This is a genomic window from Rhizobium sp. SAFR-030, assembly GCF_059415005.1.
In genome coordinates, this window is the sequence record NZ_JBPFDO010000006.1 from 32,110 (window position 1) to 49,620 (window position 17,511).

20 protein-coding genes and 1 tRNA gene are annotated in these 17,511 nt (G+C 64.5%); 16 read left to right on the forward strand and 5 right to left on the reverse strand.

Annotated features, from left to right (window positions below; all coding sequences use genetic code 11):
* The first annotated feature begins 11 nt into the window (after positions 1-11).
* Genes ACR65N_RS18185 through ACR65N_RS18205 form a run of 5 tightly spaced genes read left to right on the forward strand, consistent with a single transcriptional unit; the run spans position 12 to position 4,957 of the window.
* A complete protein-coding gene (locus tag ACR65N_RS18185) occupies positions 12-956 on the forward strand; it encodes an iron-siderophore ABC transporter substrate-binding protein (protein ID WP_440458385.1) in 945 nt (314 codons plus the stop codon).
* The gene (locus ACR65N_RS18190) at positions 953-1,996 is read left to right on the forward strand and encodes a FecCD family ABC transporter permease (protein WP_440458157.1); all 1,044 of its coding nucleotides are present in this window, start codon (positions 953-955) and stop codon (positions 1,994-1,996) included. The genes ACR65N_RS18185 and ACR65N_RS18190 overlap by 4 nt, the downstream gene beginning before the upstream one ends.
* 20 nt (positions 1,997-2,016) lie before the next feature.
* Entirely contained in the window at positions 2,017-3,033 is a 1,017-nt protein-coding gene (locus ACR65N_RS18195; protein ID WP_440458386.1) for a FecCD family ABC transporter permease, read from the forward strand.
* Positions 3,030-3,899, forward strand: coding sequence for an ABC transporter ATP-binding protein (locus ACR65N_RS18200; RefSeq protein ID WP_440458158.1), 870 nt, complete (start codon positions 3,030-3,032; stop codon positions 3,897-3,899). The genes ACR65N_RS18195 and ACR65N_RS18200 overlap by 4 nt, the downstream gene beginning before the upstream one ends.
* Entirely contained in the window at positions 3,896-4,957 is a 1,062-nt protein-coding gene (locus ACR65N_RS18205) for a DUF2218 domain-containing protein (RefSeq protein ID WP_440458159.1), read from the forward strand. The genes ACR65N_RS18200 and ACR65N_RS18205 overlap by 4 nt, the downstream gene beginning before the upstream one ends.
* A 105-nt stretch (positions 4,958-5,062) precedes the next feature.
* On the opposite strand, the gene ACR65N_RS18210 is transcribed toward ACR65N_RS18205, so the two are convergent.
* Positions 5,063-5,147: transfer RNA gene (locus ACR65N_RS18210), tRNA-Leu, on the reverse strand.
* Positions 5,148-5,347: 200 nt separating this feature from the next.
* On the opposite strand from ACR65N_RS18210, the gene ACR65N_RS18215 reads away from it, so the two are divergent.
* Entirely contained in the window at positions 5,348-5,863 is a 516-nt protein-coding gene (locus ACR65N_RS18215) for a disulfide bond formation protein B (RefSeq protein WP_440458160.1), read from the forward strand.
* A 3-nt stretch (positions 5,864-5,866) separates the two neighbouring features.
* Here the strand turns inward: ACR65N_RS18215 and ACR65N_RS18220 are convergent, their stop codons facing one another.
* A complete protein-coding gene (locus tag ACR65N_RS18220; RefSeq protein WP_430307456.1) occupies positions 5,867-6,424 on the reverse strand; it encodes an HNH endonuclease in 558 nt (185 codons plus the stop codon).
* 100 nt (positions 6,425-6,524) lie between these two features.
* Complete coding sequence (locus ACR65N_RS18225) at positions 6,525-7,166, reverse strand: DNA-3-methyladenine glycosylase family protein (RefSeq protein WP_440458161.1); 642 nt, start codon at positions 7,164-7,166, stop codon at positions 6,525-6,527.
* 18 nt (positions 7,167-7,184) lie between these two features.
* On the opposite strand from ACR65N_RS18225, the gene gluQRS reads away from it, so the two are divergent.
* Entirely contained in the window at positions 7,185-8,081 is an 897-nt protein-coding gene (gene gluQRS, locus ACR65N_RS18230) for a tRNA glutamyl-Q(34) synthetase GluQRS (RefSeq protein ID WP_440458162.1), read from the forward strand.
* On the opposite strand, the gene ACR65N_RS18235 is transcribed toward gluQRS, so the two are convergent.
* A complete protein-coding gene (locus ACR65N_RS18235; RefSeq protein ID WP_440458163.1) occupies positions 8,046-9,017 on the reverse strand; it encodes a YihY/virulence factor BrkB family protein in 972 nt (323 codons plus the stop codon). The genes gluQRS and ACR65N_RS18235 overlap by 36 nt on opposite strands.
* A gap of 64 nt (positions 9,018-9,081) precedes the next feature.
* Between ACR65N_RS18235 and ACR65N_RS18240 the strand changes: the two genes are divergently transcribed.
* The 6 genes from ACR65N_RS18240 (at position 9,082) to ACR65N_RS18265 (ending at position 13,759) form a co-directional block, all read left to right on the forward strand.
* Positions 9,082-9,915 (forward strand): SDR family oxidoreductase, encoded by an 834-nt coding sequence (locus ACR65N_RS18240; RefSeq protein ID WP_440458164.1) that lies wholly within the window; start codon positions 9,082-9,084, stop codon positions 9,913-9,915.
* A gap of 23 nt (positions 9,916-9,938) precedes the next feature.
* Positions 9,939-10,136: a twin transmembrane helix small protein gene (locus ACR65N_RS18245; protein ID WP_430307461.1), complete on the forward strand. Its 198-nt coding sequence runs from the start codon at positions 9,939-9,941 to the stop codon at positions 10,134-10,136.
* 2 nt (positions 10,137-10,138) lie between these two features.
* Positions 10,139-10,717: a cob(I)yrinic acid a,c-diamide adenosyltransferase gene (locus ACR65N_RS18250; protein WP_440458165.1), complete on the forward strand. Its 579-nt coding sequence runs from the start codon at positions 10,139-10,141 to the stop codon at positions 10,715-10,717.
* A 220-nt stretch (positions 10,718-10,937) separates the two neighbouring features.
* Complete coding sequence (locus ACR65N_RS18255; protein ID WP_440458166.1) at positions 10,938-11,687, forward strand: electron transfer flavoprotein subunit beta/FixA family protein; 750 nt, start codon at positions 10,938-10,940, stop codon at positions 11,685-11,687.
* 23 nt (positions 11,688-11,710) lie between these two features.
* Entirely contained in the window at positions 11,711-12,640 is a 930-nt protein-coding gene (locus tag ACR65N_RS18260) for an electron transfer flavoprotein subunit alpha/FixB family protein (RefSeq protein ID WP_440458167.1), read from the forward strand.
* A gap of 246 nt (positions 12,641-12,886) precedes the next feature.
* The gene (locus ACR65N_RS18265) at positions 12,887-13,759 is read left to right on the forward strand and encodes a 3-hydroxybutyryl-CoA dehydrogenase (protein ID WP_430307465.1); all 873 of its coding nucleotides are present in this window, start codon (positions 12,887-12,889) and stop codon (positions 13,757-13,759) included.
* A 43-nt stretch (positions 13,760-13,802) separates the two neighbouring features.
* Here the strand turns inward: ACR65N_RS18265 and tlpA are convergent, their stop codons facing one another.
* Positions 13,803-14,465 (reverse strand): thiol:disulfide interchange protein TlpA, encoded by a 663-nt coding sequence (gene tlpA / locus ACR65N_RS18270; protein WP_430307466.1) that lies wholly within the window; start codon positions 14,463-14,465, stop codon positions 13,803-13,805.
* Positions 14,466-14,488: 23 nt separating this feature from the next.
* On the opposite strand from tlpA, the gene argH reads away from it, so the two are divergent.
* The 3 genes from argH to lysA all read left to right on the forward strand — a co-directional run bounded on the left by argH (position 14,489) and on the right by lysA (position 17,445).
* On the forward strand, positions 14,489-15,892 hold the full coding sequence (argH, locus tag ACR65N_RS18275; RefSeq protein ID WP_440458168.1) for an argininosuccinate lyase: 1,404 nt from the start codon (positions 14,489-14,491) through the stop codon (positions 15,890-15,892).
* A gap of 79 nt (positions 15,893-15,971) precedes the next feature.
* A complete protein-coding gene (lptM, locus tag ACR65N_RS18280; protein WP_430307468.1) occupies positions 15,972-16,163 on the forward strand; it encodes an LPS translocon maturation chaperone LptM in 192 nt (63 codons plus the stop codon).
* Between the two features lie 13 nt (positions 16,164-16,176).
* A complete protein-coding gene (gene lysA, locus ACR65N_RS18285) occupies positions 16,177-17,445 on the forward strand; it encodes a diaminopimelate decarboxylase (protein WP_440458169.1) in 1,269 nt (422 codons plus the stop codon).
* The last annotated feature ends 66 nt before the right edge of the window (positions 17,446-17,511 follow it).

A 17,511-nucleotide genomic window follows, 5' to 3' on the forward strand; every position in this document is an offset into this window, starting at 1 on the left:
GCCTGCTGGTAATGGTGGGAGGCAGTGCCTGGGCTGACGAGGCAACGACCTATCCAATCGCCATCAAGCACGCTTTCGGAACGACTGTCATCGAAAGGAAGCCCGTGCGCGTCGCGACCGTCGCCTGGGCCAACCACGAGGTTCCACTGGCGCTGGGCGTCGTGCCGGTCGGGTTCGCGGCCGCCAACTTCGGCGACGACAACGGTGACGGCCTGCTGCCCTGGGTGGCCGAAAAGCTCGCCCAGTTGAATGCGGAAAAGCCGGTGCTCTTCGACGAGGGCGACGGCATCGATTTCGAAGCGGTCGCCGCAACGCAGCCGGACGTCATCCTCGCGTCCTATTCCGGCCTGTCACAGGCCGACTACGATACGCTGAGCCAGATTGCCCCGGTCGTCGCCTATCCGCGCGCGCCGTGGTCGACTGACTGGCGCGAGATGATCCGGCTGAACAGCATGGGCCTCGGCATGGCGTCGGAGGGCGAAGCGCTGATCAAGACGATCGAAGCCGATATCGAGAAGACGGTTGCGCAACATCCTGAGCTGCACGGCAAGTCGGCGATGTTCATCACCCACCTCGATGCGCGCGACCTCAGCACCGTCAACTTCTACACGACGAGCGATACGCGCGTCAGGTTCTTCGCCGATCTCGGATTGAAGGCGCCGAAGAGCGTTACTCAGGCCTCGATCACCGGCCTTTATTCGGGCTCCATCAGCGCCGAAAAGGTCGACGCGTTCGACGACGTGGACATTGTCGTCACCTATGGCGACCAGAACCTGGTCGAGGCGCTGGAAAGCAATCCGCTGATGTCGCGCATGCCGGCGGTTGCCAATGGCTCGCTGGTGCTGCTCGGCAGGAACCCGCTGGGGACCGCTGCCAACCCGACGCCGCTGTCGATTTCCTGGGTGCTCGACGATTACGTCACACTGCTGGCAGATGCGGTGAAGAAGAACAAATGATCGCCGGAGGCGCTCACGACCGCCATCGCCTGCCAGGCTATCGGCATCTGAACCGCACGCGAGGCCTCTGCCTTCTGGCGACGGCGGCGGTGCTCGCGGTGCTCTGCGGCCTGTCGGTCGCGATCGGCACGCGCGACGTGGGCTTGAACGACATTCTGTCGGCTCTGGGCGGCCGGGTCGAGACGATCGGCGAAGCGGCGGTCGCGGTGCGGATGCCGCGCACGGTGCTGGCGGCGCTTGCCGGCGCGGCACTGGGACTTTCCGGCGCCATCATGCAGGGCATCACCCGCAACCCGCTGGCCGATCCCGGCATCCTCGGCGTCAACATGGGCGCTTCGCTGGCGGTCGTCATCGGCGTCGCCTGGTTCAACATCTCCTCAGCCAACGCCTATGTCTGGACCGCCATCGGCGGCGCCGGCTGTGCAGCAGTCTTTGTCTATGCCATCGGCTCGCTCGGCCGCGGCGGGGCAAGCCCGCTCAAGCTGTCGCTGGCCGGTGCCGCCACCTCGATCGCATTCGCCTCGCTGGTCATCGCCGTGGTTCTGCCGCGCAATGACATTGCCGGCGGCATCCGCTCGTGGCAGATCGGCGGCGTCGGCGGAGCGACGTTCGAGCGGCTCTACGACGTGCTGCCCTTCCTCGCCGCCGGTTTCGTCATCAGTCTCCTGTCGGCTCGCAAGCTGAATTCGCTGGCGCTCGGCGACGAGCTTGCCGCCGGTCTCGGCGAGCGCGTTGCCCTCGCCCGCGCCATATCCGCTTTCGGCGCAATCCTGCTGTGCGGTGCCACGACGGCCATCTGCGGTCCGATTGGCTTCGTTGGCCTCGTCGTACCGCATCTCTGCCGGCTGCTGGCCGGCGTCGATCATCGATGGCTGTTGCCGTTCTCGGCGCTGGCCGGCGCCTGCCTGCTGCTGATCGCCGATATCCTCGGCCGCGTCGTCGCCAGGCCAGGCGAGATCGACGTCGGCATCATCACCGCGCTTGTTGGCGCGCCGTTCTTCATCTGGATCGTCCGGCGCCAGAAGGTTCGCGAGCTGTGACGGTGCTGTCTCCAACCCTCCTGTCGATCGGCGAAAACCGGCGCCGCCGGGCGCGCCAGCATGTCCTGCTCGTCGGCGCCCTCCTCGCCTGCCTCGTCGCCCTCTTCGTGCTGACGCTGCTGCGCGGCCAGACCTACACGCCGGCCGGCGACGTCATCCGCTTCCTTGCCGGCGAAAACGTTCCCGGCATCGCCTTCACCGTCGGACAACTGCGCCTGCCGCGCGCCGTCCTGTCGATCCTCGCCGGCATCAGCTTCGGTCTCGGCGGCATCGCTTTCCAGACCATGCTGCGCAATCCGCTGGCGAGCCCGGACATCATCGGCATCAGTTCGGCCGCCAGTGCCGCCGCTGTCTTCGCAATCGTCGTGCTTCAGTTAAACGGCCCAATCGTGTCCGTCTTTGCCGTGGCAAGCGGTCTCGGCGTCGCGATGCTGGTCTACGGCCTTTCGTTCCGCAACGGCGCTGCCGGCGCCCGGCTGATCCTCGTCGGCATCGGCGTCTCGGCAATGCTGGAAAGCTTCATCGCCTACATCCTCTCGGGCGCCGGCGGCTGGAACCTGCAGGAGGCGATGCGCTGGCTGACCGGCAGCGTCAACGGTGCCCGGCTCGATCAGGCGCTGCCGCTGCTTCTGGCGGTCATCGCCTTCGGCGGACTGTTGCTGGCGCACCGGCGTGACCTCGAGGCTTTGCGCCTCGGGGACGATACGGCCGCGGCGCTCGGCGTGCCGGTGACGCGCATCCGCATCATCGTCATCGTCGCTGCGGTCGGCATGATCGCCTTTGCCACCGCCGTCGCCGGTCCCATCGCTTTCGTCGCCTTCCTCTCCGGCCCAATTGCCGCGCGGGTGGTCCGCACCGGAGGCTCACTGCTGATCCCGTCCGCGTTGATCGGCGCCCTGCTGGTGCTGGCCGGCGACTATTGCGGCCAGTATGTTTTTCCCAGCCGCTACCCGGTCGGTGTCGTCACCGGCGCCCTCGGGGCACCCTACCTTATCTACCTGATCATCCGCGTCAATCGGAAGGGAGGCACGCTATGACCGCCCAAGGCCTGGCTGCAACCGCGCTGTCCGCCGGTTACGGCGACCGCATCATCCTCGACGGACTGGATCTTCCAATCCCCACCGGCCGGATCACCGTGATCGTCGGCGCCAATGCCTGCGGCAAGTCGACGCTCCTGCACACCATGTCACGTCTGCTGTTTCCGCGCGCCGGCCAGGTGGTCCTGGATGGCAAGTCCATCCACAAGGTGGCGCCCCGCGACCTTGCCAAGACGCTGGGGCTGCTGCCGCAGTCGCCGATCGCCCCGGAAGGCATCACCGTTGCCGACCTCGTCAGCCGCGGCCGGCATCCACACCAGGGCATGTTCTCCCGCTGGTCGCGCAAGGACGAGGAGGCAGTCGCGGCCGCCCTCGTCGCCACCAAGACGGAGGACCTCGCGGAGCGGCCGGTGGATGAATTGTCCGGCGGCCAGCGCCAGCGCGTCTGGATCGCCATGGCGCTTGCCCAGGACACCCGGGTGCTGCTGCTCGACGAGCCGACGACCTTCCTCGATATCAGCCATCAGGTCGAGGTTTTGGACCTGCTGACCGATCTCAACCATGCGCGCGGGACGACCATCGTCATGGTGCTGCACGACCTCAATCTGGCAGCCCGCTACGCCGACCATCTCGTGGCGATGGTCGACGGACGCCTGCATGCGTCCGGCACGCCGGAAGAGGTGCTGACGGTGGAAAACGTTCGCACCGTCTTCGGTCTTGAGAGCCGCGTCATCATCGACCCGACATCCGGCAAGCCGATCATGCTACCGATCGGCCGGCACCGGATGGCACCGAACACCACTCAAGTCGAACCAATCGGCCCTGATCAGGGCAACCAACAGATCCACAAGGAGAACCAGCGATGAACGGCATCCAGGAATTCCGTCTGTCCGGCGTGGCGCTGCCGACCAACCCCATCAGCATGCTGGACGAGATCTGCGAGCATTTCGTCGAGCACGCCGAAGTCAAGCGAACGGATAATCTCGTCTTCATGAAGAGCGAGAGCGCCACCGTAGACATCCGCCTGCAGGACGACAGGCTGCTGATCGGGCTCGTCAGCCCGACGCAGGAGCAGCTGCAGATGAACCGGACGATGATTGCCGAGCATCTGTTCTACTTCAGCGGTGAAGACCCGATGACCCTCGACTGGTCGGAGCCTGCGCCGCTTGGCGCGCTGCCGAACATCCACGCGGTGACGGTGGTGTCCGCGGAAGACGTCACCCCCCGCATGCGCCGGGTCAAGTTCTCCTGCGCCGACGTGACGCCGTTCATCGAAGGCGGCATGCATGTGCGGCTGCTGGTGCCGCCACGGGACAGGACGCCGGTCTGGCCGGGCGTCCGCGACGACGGCCGTATCGCCTGGCCGGAAGGCGAAGACGAGCTGCTGGTGCGCATCTATACCATCCGCGCCGTGGATGCGGAGCGAGGCGAGCTGTGGGTGGATTTCCTGCAGCATCCGGCCCCGGGCGTGAAGACGCCGGGCGCCGATTTCGCCCGTGATGCCCAGCCGGGCGACAGTGCGGCCCTGCTCGGTCCAGGCGGCGGTCACGCGCCGGACGCGGCATCGATCCTGCTGATCGGCGACGAGAGCGCTCTGCCGGCAATTGCCCGCATCTGCGCAGAGGTTGCGCCGGGCACGCGCATCCACGCAATCGTCGAAGTGGCGAATGAGGCGGAAGAACAGCCGCTCGTTTCGGGCACCGCCGTCGATGTCCGGTGGCTGCACCGCAGCCACTATGCAGCGGACGCGCGCGGCACGCTGATGGCGTCGGCGAAGGCTGCCATCGAGGCCATGGAGCCTGGAACCTTCGTCTGGGTCGCCTGCGAAAAGGACGATGTCCGCTCGCTCCGCGCCTTCCTCAAGGCCCGCAACCACGACCGCCGGCAGATGTACGCCGCCTGGTATTGGGAACGTGAAGCCTGAGCGCTAGCAGCTGAACGTGTGCCTCGGCAGCCAATGCCGGGGCGCTCGGCTGCTGCTGACGATGCCGTCGCAACATCCAGATACAAGCTGATCGGTTGAATTTTCTGGTGCCCCGTGCCGGAATCGAACCAGCACTCCTCTCGGAACCTGATTTTGAGTCAGGCGCGTCTACCAATTCCGCCAACGGGGCATCGAAAGTGGTGAAAGCGCGTCTAGCACAGCGGCACGGGGGCGCGCAAGCCACGCCTGCCCGGCGCCAACAGCCTGCTGCGGTTCACGGAAATTTGGCGGGGCCCCAAGCTCCGGCAGACTGCCCGCGCATTTACAGGCGAGTGGCCGGTGTCTACAGCAGAAACCACCAGACTTCCGATAGTCGCCGAGGAGAAGGCCATGTCCGTCGCCGTTGAAACCCGCCGTTCCCTGATGCTCCATTCGACCGCGCTTGGCGTGGCGATGGCAGCGACCGTCGGCTCGGCGCTCGGCTTCCAGCATCTCGGCGGCTACATCCCCTGCGCGCTCTGCCTGCTGCAGCGCGAGCCCTACTACTGGGGCATCCCCGTGGCGATTGCCGCCCTGCTGACGGCCGCCTTCCGGCTGCCGCCGGCGCTGACACGCGGACTGCTGGGGTTGGTCGGTATCATGATGCTGATCGCAGCCGGCATGGGCGTCTACCACGCAGGCGTCGAATGGGGCTTCTGGGACGGTCCGACGACGTGCTCGACCACCGCCAACGGCATGACCACCAATGCCGGCAGTCTTCTCTCCGACGTCAACACCGTGCACGGCCCGTCCTGCACGGTGGCGGCGCTGCGCATTCTCGGCCTGTCGCTGGCCGGCTGGAACGTCATCGCCGCGCTGCTGATTGCCGCCGTCGCCTTCCGCGGCGCGCTCGTCAGGCGCCGCTGATCGTCAAGGCTGCAGTTCGGTATCCCAGTAGAGGTAGTCCATCCAGCTTTCGTGCAGGTAGTTCGGCGGAAACAGCCGGCCATTGTTGTGCAGGTCCTGCACCGTCGGCTGGTATGGCTTCTGGTGCGGCAGCATGCCCGCCTGCTTGGGCAGCTTGCTGCCCTTTCGCAGGTTGCAGGGCGAACAGGCGGCCACGACGTTCTGCCAGGTCGTTTCGCCGCCATGCGCCCGCGGGATCACATGGTCGAACGTCAAATCGTCATGGGCACCGCAATATTGGCACTCGAACCTGTCGCGCAGGAAGACGTTGAACCGGGTGAAGGCGGGATTGCGCGTCGGCTGGACATAGGTCTTGAGGCTGACGACGCTCGGCAGGCGCATGGAGAAGGTGGGCGAGGAGACCGAGTGATCGTATTCGGCGATGATGTTCACACGGTCGAGGAAGACCGCCTTGATCGCGTCCTGCCAGGACCACAGCGACAAGGGGTAATAACTCAGCGGCCGGTAGTCAGCGTTCAACACGAGCGCCGGCAGGGCCTGCGGGGAGACTGCAATCGTCAACGGACGCTCCTCACCGATTCGGCTTATGTGACTTCTATATTAGGTCCGTTGTTACAGGATTGTGAAGCCAAATTAATGGCACAACCGGACGGCGCAGCGATCATCCGATCGGCAGCGCGTCGGCCGGGCCGCGACGGGCATAGAAGGCCCAGAACAGGCAGGCGGCAACCGACCGCCAGGGGCTCCATCGACGCGAGATTTCCGAAACCTCCATCGCCGACGGACGTGTGCCGAGCAGCAGCCCCTCGCCGACAGCCACCCGCAGCGCCACGTCGCCGGCTGGGAAGATATCCGATCGGCCGAGGCAGAACATGAGATAAACCTCGGCCGTCCAAGGTCCGATGCCTTTCAGCGCCACCAGCCGTGCCATCGCCTCTTCGTCCGCAAGCGCCACCAGCGCGTCGAGATCGAGGCTGCCGTTAAGGATCGCCCGGGCGAGACGATCGAGCGTCGCGGCTTTCGCCCGCGACAGGCCGAAGCCTGCGACGATCTGCGGTTCATGAGCGAGATAGCTATGCGCGGTGACCGGTCCGAAGGCGCTGATCCGTCTCCAGATGGCGGCGGCACTCGCCTTGGACACCATCTGCGAGACGACGATATTGGCAAGCCCGGCAAAGCCGGGCTCGGCCAGCCGCAACGGGACAGGACCAGTCCGCTCGATGATCGGCAGCAACAGCGGGTCGATCCGGCCGAGTTGCCGAAGCCCCTCCTCCAGGTCCGCTCGCTCGCGTATCAGAACCATCGTCACGCCCCTCGATTCATGGCAGAACAAAGCATGCTCCCCTCCGCGCGTCAAAAGCCCGTATTCCGTTTCGCTCCCAGTCCCAACGGTTTCTTGCATCTGGGCCACGCGCTCTCGGCGCTGATCAACCAGGCGATGGCAAGCGATAATGGCGGACGGCTGCTGCTGCGCATCGAGGATATCGACGCGTCACGCTGCCGCCCAGAATTCGAGGAGGCTATCTACCGCGACCTTTCGTGGCTGGGCATTTCCTGGCAAGAGCCGGTGCGGCGGCAGGCCGGGCATCTGGAGGAGTACCAGGCAGCGCTCGATCGGCTGCGGGGCATGGGCCTCGTCTACCCGGCCTTCCTGACGCGCGGCGAAGTCAAAGCCATGGTCTCGGCCGCCGAGGCACAGGGCAGGCCCTGGCCGCGGGATCCGGACGGCGCGCCTCTCTATCCGCCCGACGACCGTGAGCGGAGCGCCGACGAACAACGGCAGCTCCTGGCAAGCGGCATCCGCCACGCCTGGCGGCTCGACATGGGCAAGGCGCTGGCGACGCTGTCGGAGCCGCTCACCTGGCAGGAAGACGGCGACGGCGAAACGGGTCGGCTGGTCGCCGATCCGGCGCAGTGGGGAGATGTCGTCCTGTCGCGATCGGACGCGCCCTCCAGCTATCATCTATCCGTCGTGATCGACGATGCCGTCCAGGAGGTAACCCATGTGGTGCGCGGACTGGATCTCCTCCACGCCACATCGGTGCACCGCCTGCTGCAGCAGCTGCTCGACCTGCCGGTGCCGCTCTACCATCATCACCGGCTGGTTCTCGGACCGGATGGACGCAAGCTGTCGAAGAGCGACGGATCGACGGGGCTATCGGTCTTGCGCGAGCAAGGCCTGTCAGCTGCGGATATCCGTCGCAGGCTGGGTTTCTGAGACAATCTCCTTCGGCAAAGCCTTTCCGGGCGTGCCGTGCCGATGGCGGAACCGCCCGAGCCGGCGCGAATGGGCAACTGCCGACAGCACGCGGTACTTCATCAGCGCCGCGTTGACCTCTGCGCCGAGCATGAAGATGACGCCCACCATGTACAGGAAGACCAGTACGATCATGACGGAGGCCAGCCCGGCATAAGTCGCCGCATAGTTGGCAAAGCTGGACAGGTACGAGGCGAAGGCGAGGCCGAAACCGGTCCAGCAGACAAGGGTCAGAATGATCCCCGGCAGGATGTCGATGACCCGCCGGTTGCCGGCCGGCAGGCCCTTGTGGCAGACGATCAGCCCGAGGAACAGGATGATCGCCGTTCCGAGCAGGCCGAAATTGGCAATGTTGTCGAGCTGGTCGTAAAGCCAGGGAAGGTGCGAGCCGGTAAATCTCACCGCGATCGGCACGGCGACCAGCACGATGCTGATGGCGGCAAAGATCACCACCGCGACGATCACATAGCCCAGGCTTGCAAGCCGCGTCGCATACCAGGCGCGATCCTCCGTCACCCTATAGGCGCGGTTGAGCGAGATGCGCAGCGCTTCCACGCCATTGGAGGCAAAATAGGCGGCCGCCAGCACGGAGATGGTGAGCAGGCCGCCGCGCGGAATTTCCAGCACGCGCCGGATTTCGGCGGCCAGCGGCTCTGCGATGTCGGTCGGCCAGGTATCGAACAACAGGTGGACGGCGGTATCGGCAAAGCTCTGGGCGCCGAGAAAGCCGGCGAGCGAAGTACCGAAGATGAGGAACGGAAACAGCGCCAGCAGGCCAGAGAGGGAGACATGACTTGCCATCGCCCAGCCATCGTCATCGTTGAAATGCGTGTAGGCGTCGTAGAATACCTTGAACGCCAGCCGAAAGGCCCGCCATTTCGGTTTGGTCTCGGCCACGTTCAACTCCGTTGTCACTACAGCTGAAATATGGGAAATGCTGGCTGATTGTACAGGAGGGGGAATGCCTGAGAATCGGATCATCATCGTAACGGGCTGTTCTTCCGGCATCGGCGCCCATTCGGCGCGCGCCTTGAAAGCTGCCGGCTGGCGGGTCTTCGCCACTGTTCGCAAGCCTGAGGATGTCAGCGCCCTCGAAGAGGACGGCATCGAAACGCTGGTGATGGACTACACCCGCCGCGAGACCATCGACTCGCTGGTCGAAGAGGTCACGCAGCGCACGGGCGGGCGCATCGATGCGCTGTTCAACAACGGCGCCTATGGCCAGCCCGGAGCCGTCGAGGACCTTTCGACCGACGTCCTTCGCCTGCAGTTCGAGACCAACGTCTTCGGCTGGCACGAACTTACCCGGCAGGTGATCCCGATCATGCGTCGGCAGGGGCAGGGCCGGATTGTCCAGTGCTCCTCCATCCTCGGCCTCATTCCCTATCGCTACCGCGGCGCCTACAACGCCTCGAAACACGCGATCGAGGCGCTCAGCATCACTCTGCGCATGGAGCTTGAGGGCAGCGGCATCTTCGTCAGCCTCATCGAACCTGGACCGATCGCCAGCCGCTTTACGGCAAACGCGCTCGCGGCCGCCAAGGCCCATATCGATCTGGAAAATTCGGTGCATGCCGAGGAATACCGGCGGCAGCTTGCACGGCTTGATGGATCCGGACCGGTCAACCGGCACAAGCTGGGGCCGGAAGCCGTTCATCAGGTTCTTCTGCACGCCTTGAACGCCCGGCGACCCCGACCACATTACCTGGTGACAAGGCCGGCCAAGCAGGGCGTCCTGCTCAAACGCCTCCTCCCCGCCGATCTGTTCTACCGCCTCATCCGTAAGTTCGACTGAACACCCTCACCAAAGGCATCCCAATGTCCAGCTTCACCACCATTCTGACGCTCATCGTCATGGGTCTCGTGGTTATCGTGCTGATCCGCGGCCTCTTCAACATGCTGAAGGGCACGGACGGCAACAAGTCGAACAAGCTGATGCAACTGCGCCTGTTTTTGCAGGCGATCGCCATCGGCCTCATCATGCTGACGCTGTGGCTAACCGGCGGAGGCCGCTGACGGTGGTCAAGCTCAACAAGATCTATACCCGCACCGGCGACGACGGCACCACGGGACTGGTCAGCGGGCCGCGTCGCGCAAAGCACGACCTGCGTGTCGAGGCCTACGGAACGATCGACGAAACCAATTCGGTGATCGGCGTCGCCCGGCTTCATACCGGGCTGATGGGTGAGCTCGACGGCATGCTGTTCCGCATCCAGAACGACCTGTTCGATTTGGGCGCGGATCTTGCGACGCCTGATGATGGCCGCCCGCTCGAGTGGGAAGCCTTGCGCATTGTCCAATCGCAGGTCGATCGCCTTGAGCGAGAAATCGACACGCTGAACGCCAAGCTCGACCCCCTGACATCGTTCATCCTGCCCGGCGGCTCGCCCGCCGCAGCCACGCTTCACATGGCCCGCTCCGTATCGAGACGCGCCGAGCGGCTGATGGTGGAGCTTTCGCGAACGCCGGGCGAAGTGGTGGGCGCAGCGGCACTTCATTACGTCAATCGGCTGTCGGATTTCCTGTTCGTCGCGGCCCGCTACGCCAACGGTGGCGGCAAGGCGGATATCCTCTGGGTGCCGGGCAAGAACCGGTAGCAGCCGTGGTTGAAGCGTCTCGTCGCCGACGGGGCCGCAGGGGCGCTGACAGGCATCCAGGCGTTTACCCACGGAATGGGGGCATGATGAAAACGCACCGGCTGGCGCGCTGAAATCACTTTGTCTTCGGCCTAAAAATGCGTATCCATGTCGCCCATTGACGATCGGCGGCCGGGTTGAGGCCGCATTTTCCCAATTGGTTGAGCTGAGGAAGGAAGTCATGAAGATCCTGGTGCCTGTTAAGCGGGTGGTCGACTACAACGTGAAGATCCGCGTCAAGGCGGATGGCAGCGGCGTGGAACTGGCCAACGTGAAGATGTCGATGAACCCGTTCGACGAAATTTCGGTGGAAGAGGCTCTGCGGCTGAAGGAAGCCGGCAAGGCGGAGGAGATCGTCATCGTGTCGATCGGCCCGGCCAAGGCCGAGGAAACGATCCGCACCGCACTCGCTATGGGTGCCGATCGTGGCATCCTCATCGAAACCGACGAAGCCGTCGAGCCGCTGGCCGTCGCCAAGCTGCTGAAGGGCGTCGTCGAGGCGGAGGCGCCCGGTCTGGTGATCCTTGGCAAGCAGGCGATCGACGACGACAGCAATCAGACCGGCCAGATGCTCGCGGCCCTGCTCAACTGGGGCCAGGCCACCTTCGCCTCGAAGATCGAGCTCGGCGAGGGTTCGGCCAAGGTGACCCGCGAAGTCGACGGTGGCCTGCAGACGATCGACGTCAAGCTTCCTGCCATCGTCACCACCGACCTTCGCCTCAACGAGCCGCGCTACGCTTCGCTGCCGAACATCATGAAGGCGAAGAAGAAGCCGCTCGACAAGAAGAGCCCGGCCGATTTCGGCGTCGACACGGCGCCACGCCTCAAGGTTCTGAAGACCGAGGAGCCGGGTGGCCGCAAGGCCGGCGTCAAGGTGGCCTCGGTCGCCGAACTCGTCGAGAAGCTCAAAGTCGAAGCCGGCGTGCTTTGATCAGACGATAGGGAGAAACAAACATGGCAATTCTTCTTCTCGCCGAGCATGACGGCGCAGGCGTATCGGACCAGACCGCCAAGGCCGTCACCGCAGCCAAGAGCATCGGCGGCGATATCCATGTGCTGGTTGCCGGCTCCGGTGCGCAGGGCGCGGCCGAGGCCGCCGCCAAGCTTTCCGGCGTATCCAAGGTGCTGCTCGCCGAAAGCCCGGCGCTGGCGAACCAGATGGCCGAGCCGCTTGGCGACCTGATCGTGTCAATGGCCGGCGCCTACGACGTGATCCTGGCACCCGCGACTGCCTCGGCCAAGAACGTCATGCCGCGCGTTGCCGCACTGCTCGACGTGATGCAGATCTCGGAAATCACCGAGGTCGTGTCGCCCGATACTTTCAAGCGGCCGATCTACGCCGGCAACGCCATCCAGACGGTTCAGTCGGGCGATGCCAAGAAGGTCATCACCGTGCGGACCGCCGCCTTTGCCGGCGTCGATGCCGGTGGTTCGGCCAGCATCGAACCGGTCTCGGCAGCTGCCGATCCGGGCCTGTCGAGCTTCGTCGGTGATGCGCTGTCGTCTTCGGATCGTCCGGAACTGACGTCTGCAAAGATCATCGTGTCCGGTGGACGCGCGCTCGGCTCGGCGGAAAAGTTCAACGAGGTGATCCTGCCGCTCGCCGACAAGCTGGGGGCAGCGGTCGGTGCATCGCGTGCCGCCGTCGATGCCGGCTACGCACCGAACGACTGGCAGGTCGGTCAGACCGGCAAGGTGGTTGCCCCGGATCTCTACATTGCCTGCGGCATTTCCGGTGCCATTCAGCACCTCGCCGGCATGAAGGACTCGAAGGTCATCGTCGCCATCAACAAGGACGAGGAAGCCCCGATCTTCCAGGTGGCAGACTACGGTCTGGTCGGTGACTTGTTCCAGATCCTGCCGGAGCTTGAAAAGGCTCTCTGACGCCTTCCGGTTCACCAATCTTCGATCGGTCGCACTGCATGCAGCGCGGCCGATTGCATTTAGAGGGCTCATGCCGTCCTGCCTTTGGTTGCCGTTCTAAGGTGCGCGACATTAAAGACTGGCAAAATGGCGGCGCGGGCCTTATCAATTCAGGAGAAGCGAAAGGCTTGCAGCCCGCGGCTCTCCGACCGGTCGGCGGAGCGGATATCGCCGCGGCTGGTCCCTTTCGATAGGAAATGAGGCGCTATGATCACGAACGTCGGAATTGTCGGTGCAGGCCAGATGGGCTGCGGTATAGCGCATGTCTCGGCGCTCGCAGGCTACAACGTCATGGTCTACGACCTCTCCAGCCAGCGCATCGAAGCCGGACTTGCGACGATCAACGGCAATCTGGCGCGGCAGGTCAGCAACGGCAAGCTGACGGACGAGGAACGCAAGGCGACGCTCGCCCGCATCAGCGGCACCGTCGATCACAACGATCTGGCTCCCATGGACCTGGTGATCGAGGCGGCGACCGAAGACGAAAGCGTCAAGCGCAAGATCTTCGGCCAGATCTGCCCCGTCCTGAAGCCGGAGGCACTGCTCGCAACGAACACGTCGTCGCTGTCGATCACGCGCCTTGCGGCGTCGACCGACCGCCCGGAACAGTTCATGGGCATACATTTCATGAATCCGGTGCCGGTGATGAAGCTGGTCGAACTGGTGCGCGGCATCGCCACCGGCGAGGCGACCTTTTCGGCCGCCCGGCAGTTTGCCGCGTCGCTCGACAAGACGGTCACGGTGGCCGAGGATTTTCCCGCCTTCATCGTCAACCGCATCCTTCTGCCGATGATCAACGAGGCTATCTACACGCTCTATGAAGGCGTCGGTTCGGTGGAAGCCATCGATACGGCGATGAAGCTCGGCGCCAACCATCCGATGGGACCGCTGCAGCTTGCGGACTTCATCGGCCTCGACACGTGCCTGTCGATCATGCAGGTGCTGCACGACGGGCTGGCCGACAGCAAGTACCGCCCCTGCCCGCTGCTGGTGAAGTATGTGGAAGCCGGCTGGCTGGGCCGCAAGTCCGGCCGCGGCTTCTACGACTATCGCGGCGAAGTTCCGGTTCCGACGCGCTGATCAAGCGCCCGGGCCGAAGGGCCTGGGAGATGTCGTGACGGCATCAGAGCGATGAGACGCGGTCCACGAGGCTCTTTGCCTCCTCGCCATCCCATTTCGCCGGACCGTTCATCGAGCCGATCAGGCACCCATTGCCATTGACGACAAGGGTGACCGGCAGGCCGAACGCCAGGCCTTCCTTCTTCAGCGCATTGAAGACGCCCATCGAGCTGTCGCGGTAGTAGGACAGCGCATGCACGCCGGTTTCTTCCAGGAAGGTCTTCGGCTTCTCGTCGCTGCCGGTATCGATGTTGACGGCGACCACCTGGAACCTGTCGCTGCCCTTGGCCGTCTGCAATCCGTTCAGCGCCGGCATTTCCTCGCGGCAGGGCACGCACCACGTCGCCCAGAGGTTCACCAGCACCGTCTTGCCGGCGAAATCGGCAAGCGTCAGTTCCTGGCCTTCCGGCCCTTTGAAGCGGAGCGGCTGCAGCGGCCGCGGCGGCTGCGTCGCGGTCAGTGCCGCAAGCTCGCCCTTGGCCAGTTCGTCGATGCTGCGCGCTTGATCGACCGCTCCTTCGCAACGCTGATCGGCCACCACCGCCTCACCATTGCCAGACAGGGTGGGGTTCACGTATACCGCCACGGCGCCGGCCAGAATACCAGCGACGGCGGCAATCAAGATCAGGCGGACGGACGGCAGACCCAGCGGTCTCTTGTTCGGCATCGGGAACTCCAGGACGGGTAATCATGGCTGACGGCACGAAGGATGCAGGTTCCTCCAACCAGATGTGGGGCGGGCGCTTCGCCTCGGGTCCGGATGCCATCATGGAGGAGATAAACGCCTCCATCGGCTTCGACAAGAAGCTCTATGCCCAGGATATCCGCGGCTCCATCGCCCACGCCACCATGCTGGCGCAACAAGGCATCATTTCCGCCGAAGATAAAGACAAGATCGTCGATGGACTGAACACGATCCTGTCAGAGATCCGAAGCGGCCAGTTCGAGTTCTCCCGCAAGCTCGAAGACATTCACATGAACATCGAGGCACGGCTGGCAACGCTGATCGGCCCGGCCGCCGGCCGCCTGCACACGGCGCGCTCACGCAACGACCAGGTGGCGCTCGACTTCCGCCTCTGGGTCAAGGAGGAGATGGCCAAGACCGAAGCGATGCTGACGGACCTCATCACCGCCCTTCTCGACAAGGCGGACGAGCATGCCGACACGGTGATGCCCGGCTTCACCCATCTGCAGACCGCCCAGCCGGTGACCTTCGGTCATCACTGCATGGCCTATGTCGAAATGTTCGGCCGCGACCGCGCCCGGGTTCGCCACGCGATCGACCATCTGGACGAAAGCCCGATCGGCGCCGCAGCGCTTGCCGGCACCGGGTTTGCCATCGATCGCCACATGACGGCCTCGGCACTCGGCTTCCGCGAGCCGACCCGCAACTCGATCGATACGGTTTCGGACCGCGATTTCGCCCTGGAATTCCTGTCGGTCGCGGCCATCTGCGCCGTCCACCTGTCGCGCTTTGCCGAAGAGATCGTCATCTGGTCGACGCCGCAGTTCGGCTTCATCCGCCTGTCGGACGCGTTTTCGACCGGCTCGTCGATCATGCCGCAGAAGAAGAACCCGGATGCCGCCGAACTGGTGCGCGCCAAGACCGGCCGCATCAACGGATCGCTGGTTGCCCTGCTGACGATCATGAAAGGTCTGCCGCTCGCCTATTCGAAGGACATGCAGGAAGACAAGGAACAGGTCTTCGACGCTGCCGAAAACCTCGAGTTGGCGATCGCTGCCATGGCCGGCATGGTGCGCGACATGACCGTGCGGACCGACCGCATGCGTGCCGCAGCCGGCTCCGGTTTCTCCACCGCCACCGACCTTGCAGACTGGCTCGTGCGCGAGGCGGGCCTGCCGTTCCGCGACGCTCACCATGTCACGGGTCGCGCGGTAGCGCTTGCCGAACAGCAGGGCTGCGATCTGGGCCAGTTGTCGCTGGAAGACCTGCAGTCCATCCATGCATCGATCACCGACAAGGTCTTCGATGTGCTGTCGGTGGATGCCTCGGTCGCCAGCCGCACCAGTTTTGGCGGCACCGCGCCTTCGCAGGTGCGTCAGCAGATCGCCTGGTGGCGCGGTCGCAACTGATCATCACGAGAATTGACTGCACAAGCGGCCCGAACTTCGCTATGAACGGGCTCGCTCCTCTGCTGACGAAGGAATGGGAATGTCGACCTTGCGAAACCTCGCCCGCATCACGATCGTGCTTTGCATTGCCGGCGTCGCCGTCACCGGCTGCGGCCGCAAGGGAAACCTCGACAAGCCCAGCACGCCGATCGAGAAGCAGAACATCCGCAAGAGCGGCCAGCAACAGGAACCGACGGTAGACCGGCCGTTCGTTCTCGATCCGCTTCTCTAAGGCCGGGCCTGTCGTGAACCATTTCCAGTATATCGACGGCGTGCTGCACGCCGAGAACGTCGCCATTCCCGAAATTGCCAAGGCGGTCGGCACGCCCTTCTACTGCTATTCGACCGCAACGCTCGAACGGCACTACCGGGTGTTCGCCGAGGCATTCGGCGACATCGACGCGATGGTCTGCTACGCCATGAAGGCCAATTCCAACCAGGCCGTGCTGACGACGCTCGGCCGGCTGGGAGCGGGCGTCGATGTGGTATCCGGCGGCGAACTGCGCCGGGCGCTGGCTGCCGGCATCCCCGCCAACCGCATCATGTTTTCCGGCGTCGGCAAGACTGCCTCCGAGATGGACCTTGCCCTCGAGGCCGGCATCTACTGCTTCAACGTCGAGTCCGAGCCCGAACTGGAAGTGCTGAACAGCCGCGCCCTGAAGATGGGCCGGAAGGCACATGTCTCCTTCCGCATCAATCCGGATGTCGACGCCAAGACGCATGCCAAGATCTCGACGGGCAAGAAGGAAAACAAGTTCGGCATCTCCTATAAGAGCGCCCGGCCCGTCTATGCCCATGCCGCAACGCTGCCCGGCATCACCGTCAGCGGCATCGACATGCATATCGGCAGCCAGATCACGGATCTGCAGCCGTTCGAAGACGCGTTCCGCCTGCTGCGCGAACTGGTCGAAAACCTGCGCGCCGATGGCCACGAGATACGGCATGTCGATGTCGGCGGTGGTCTCGGCATTCCCTACAAGGACGACAACGAGCCGCCACCCGCTCCCGAGGCCTATGCCGCCGTCGTCAAGGCGCAGCTGAAGAGCCTCGGCTGCCGGATCGTCACGGAACCGGGCCGGCTGATCGTCGGCAATGCCGGGATTCTGGTGACCGAAGTCGTCTACGTGAAGGACGCCGGCGAGAAGACCTTCGTCATCGTCGACGGCGCGATGAACGATCTCATCCGTCCGACGCTCTATGACGCCTATCACGGCATCCGCGAGGTTGTCCTGCCAGCCCATGACGCAGGTCGTATCAAGGCTGACGTTGTCGGTCCTGTCTGCGAAACCGGTGACTACCTGGCGCTCGACCGCGACATCGCGAAACCCGAACCCGGCGACCTGTTCGCCATCGCTTCGGCAGGCGCCTATGGCGCGGTCCAGGCCGGCACATATAACTCGCGCCTCCTGGTGCCCGAGGTGCTGGTGAACGGCGATCGCTTCCATGTCATCCGCCCGCGTGGAACCTACGAGGACCTTATCGCTCTCGATTCGCTGCCCGATTGGCTGGCCTGAAAATCTCCTGACCGTTCACAATTAAGCGAAGGCGCGAGAAAAGCCGGCCGTCTTCGGCCGACGCCC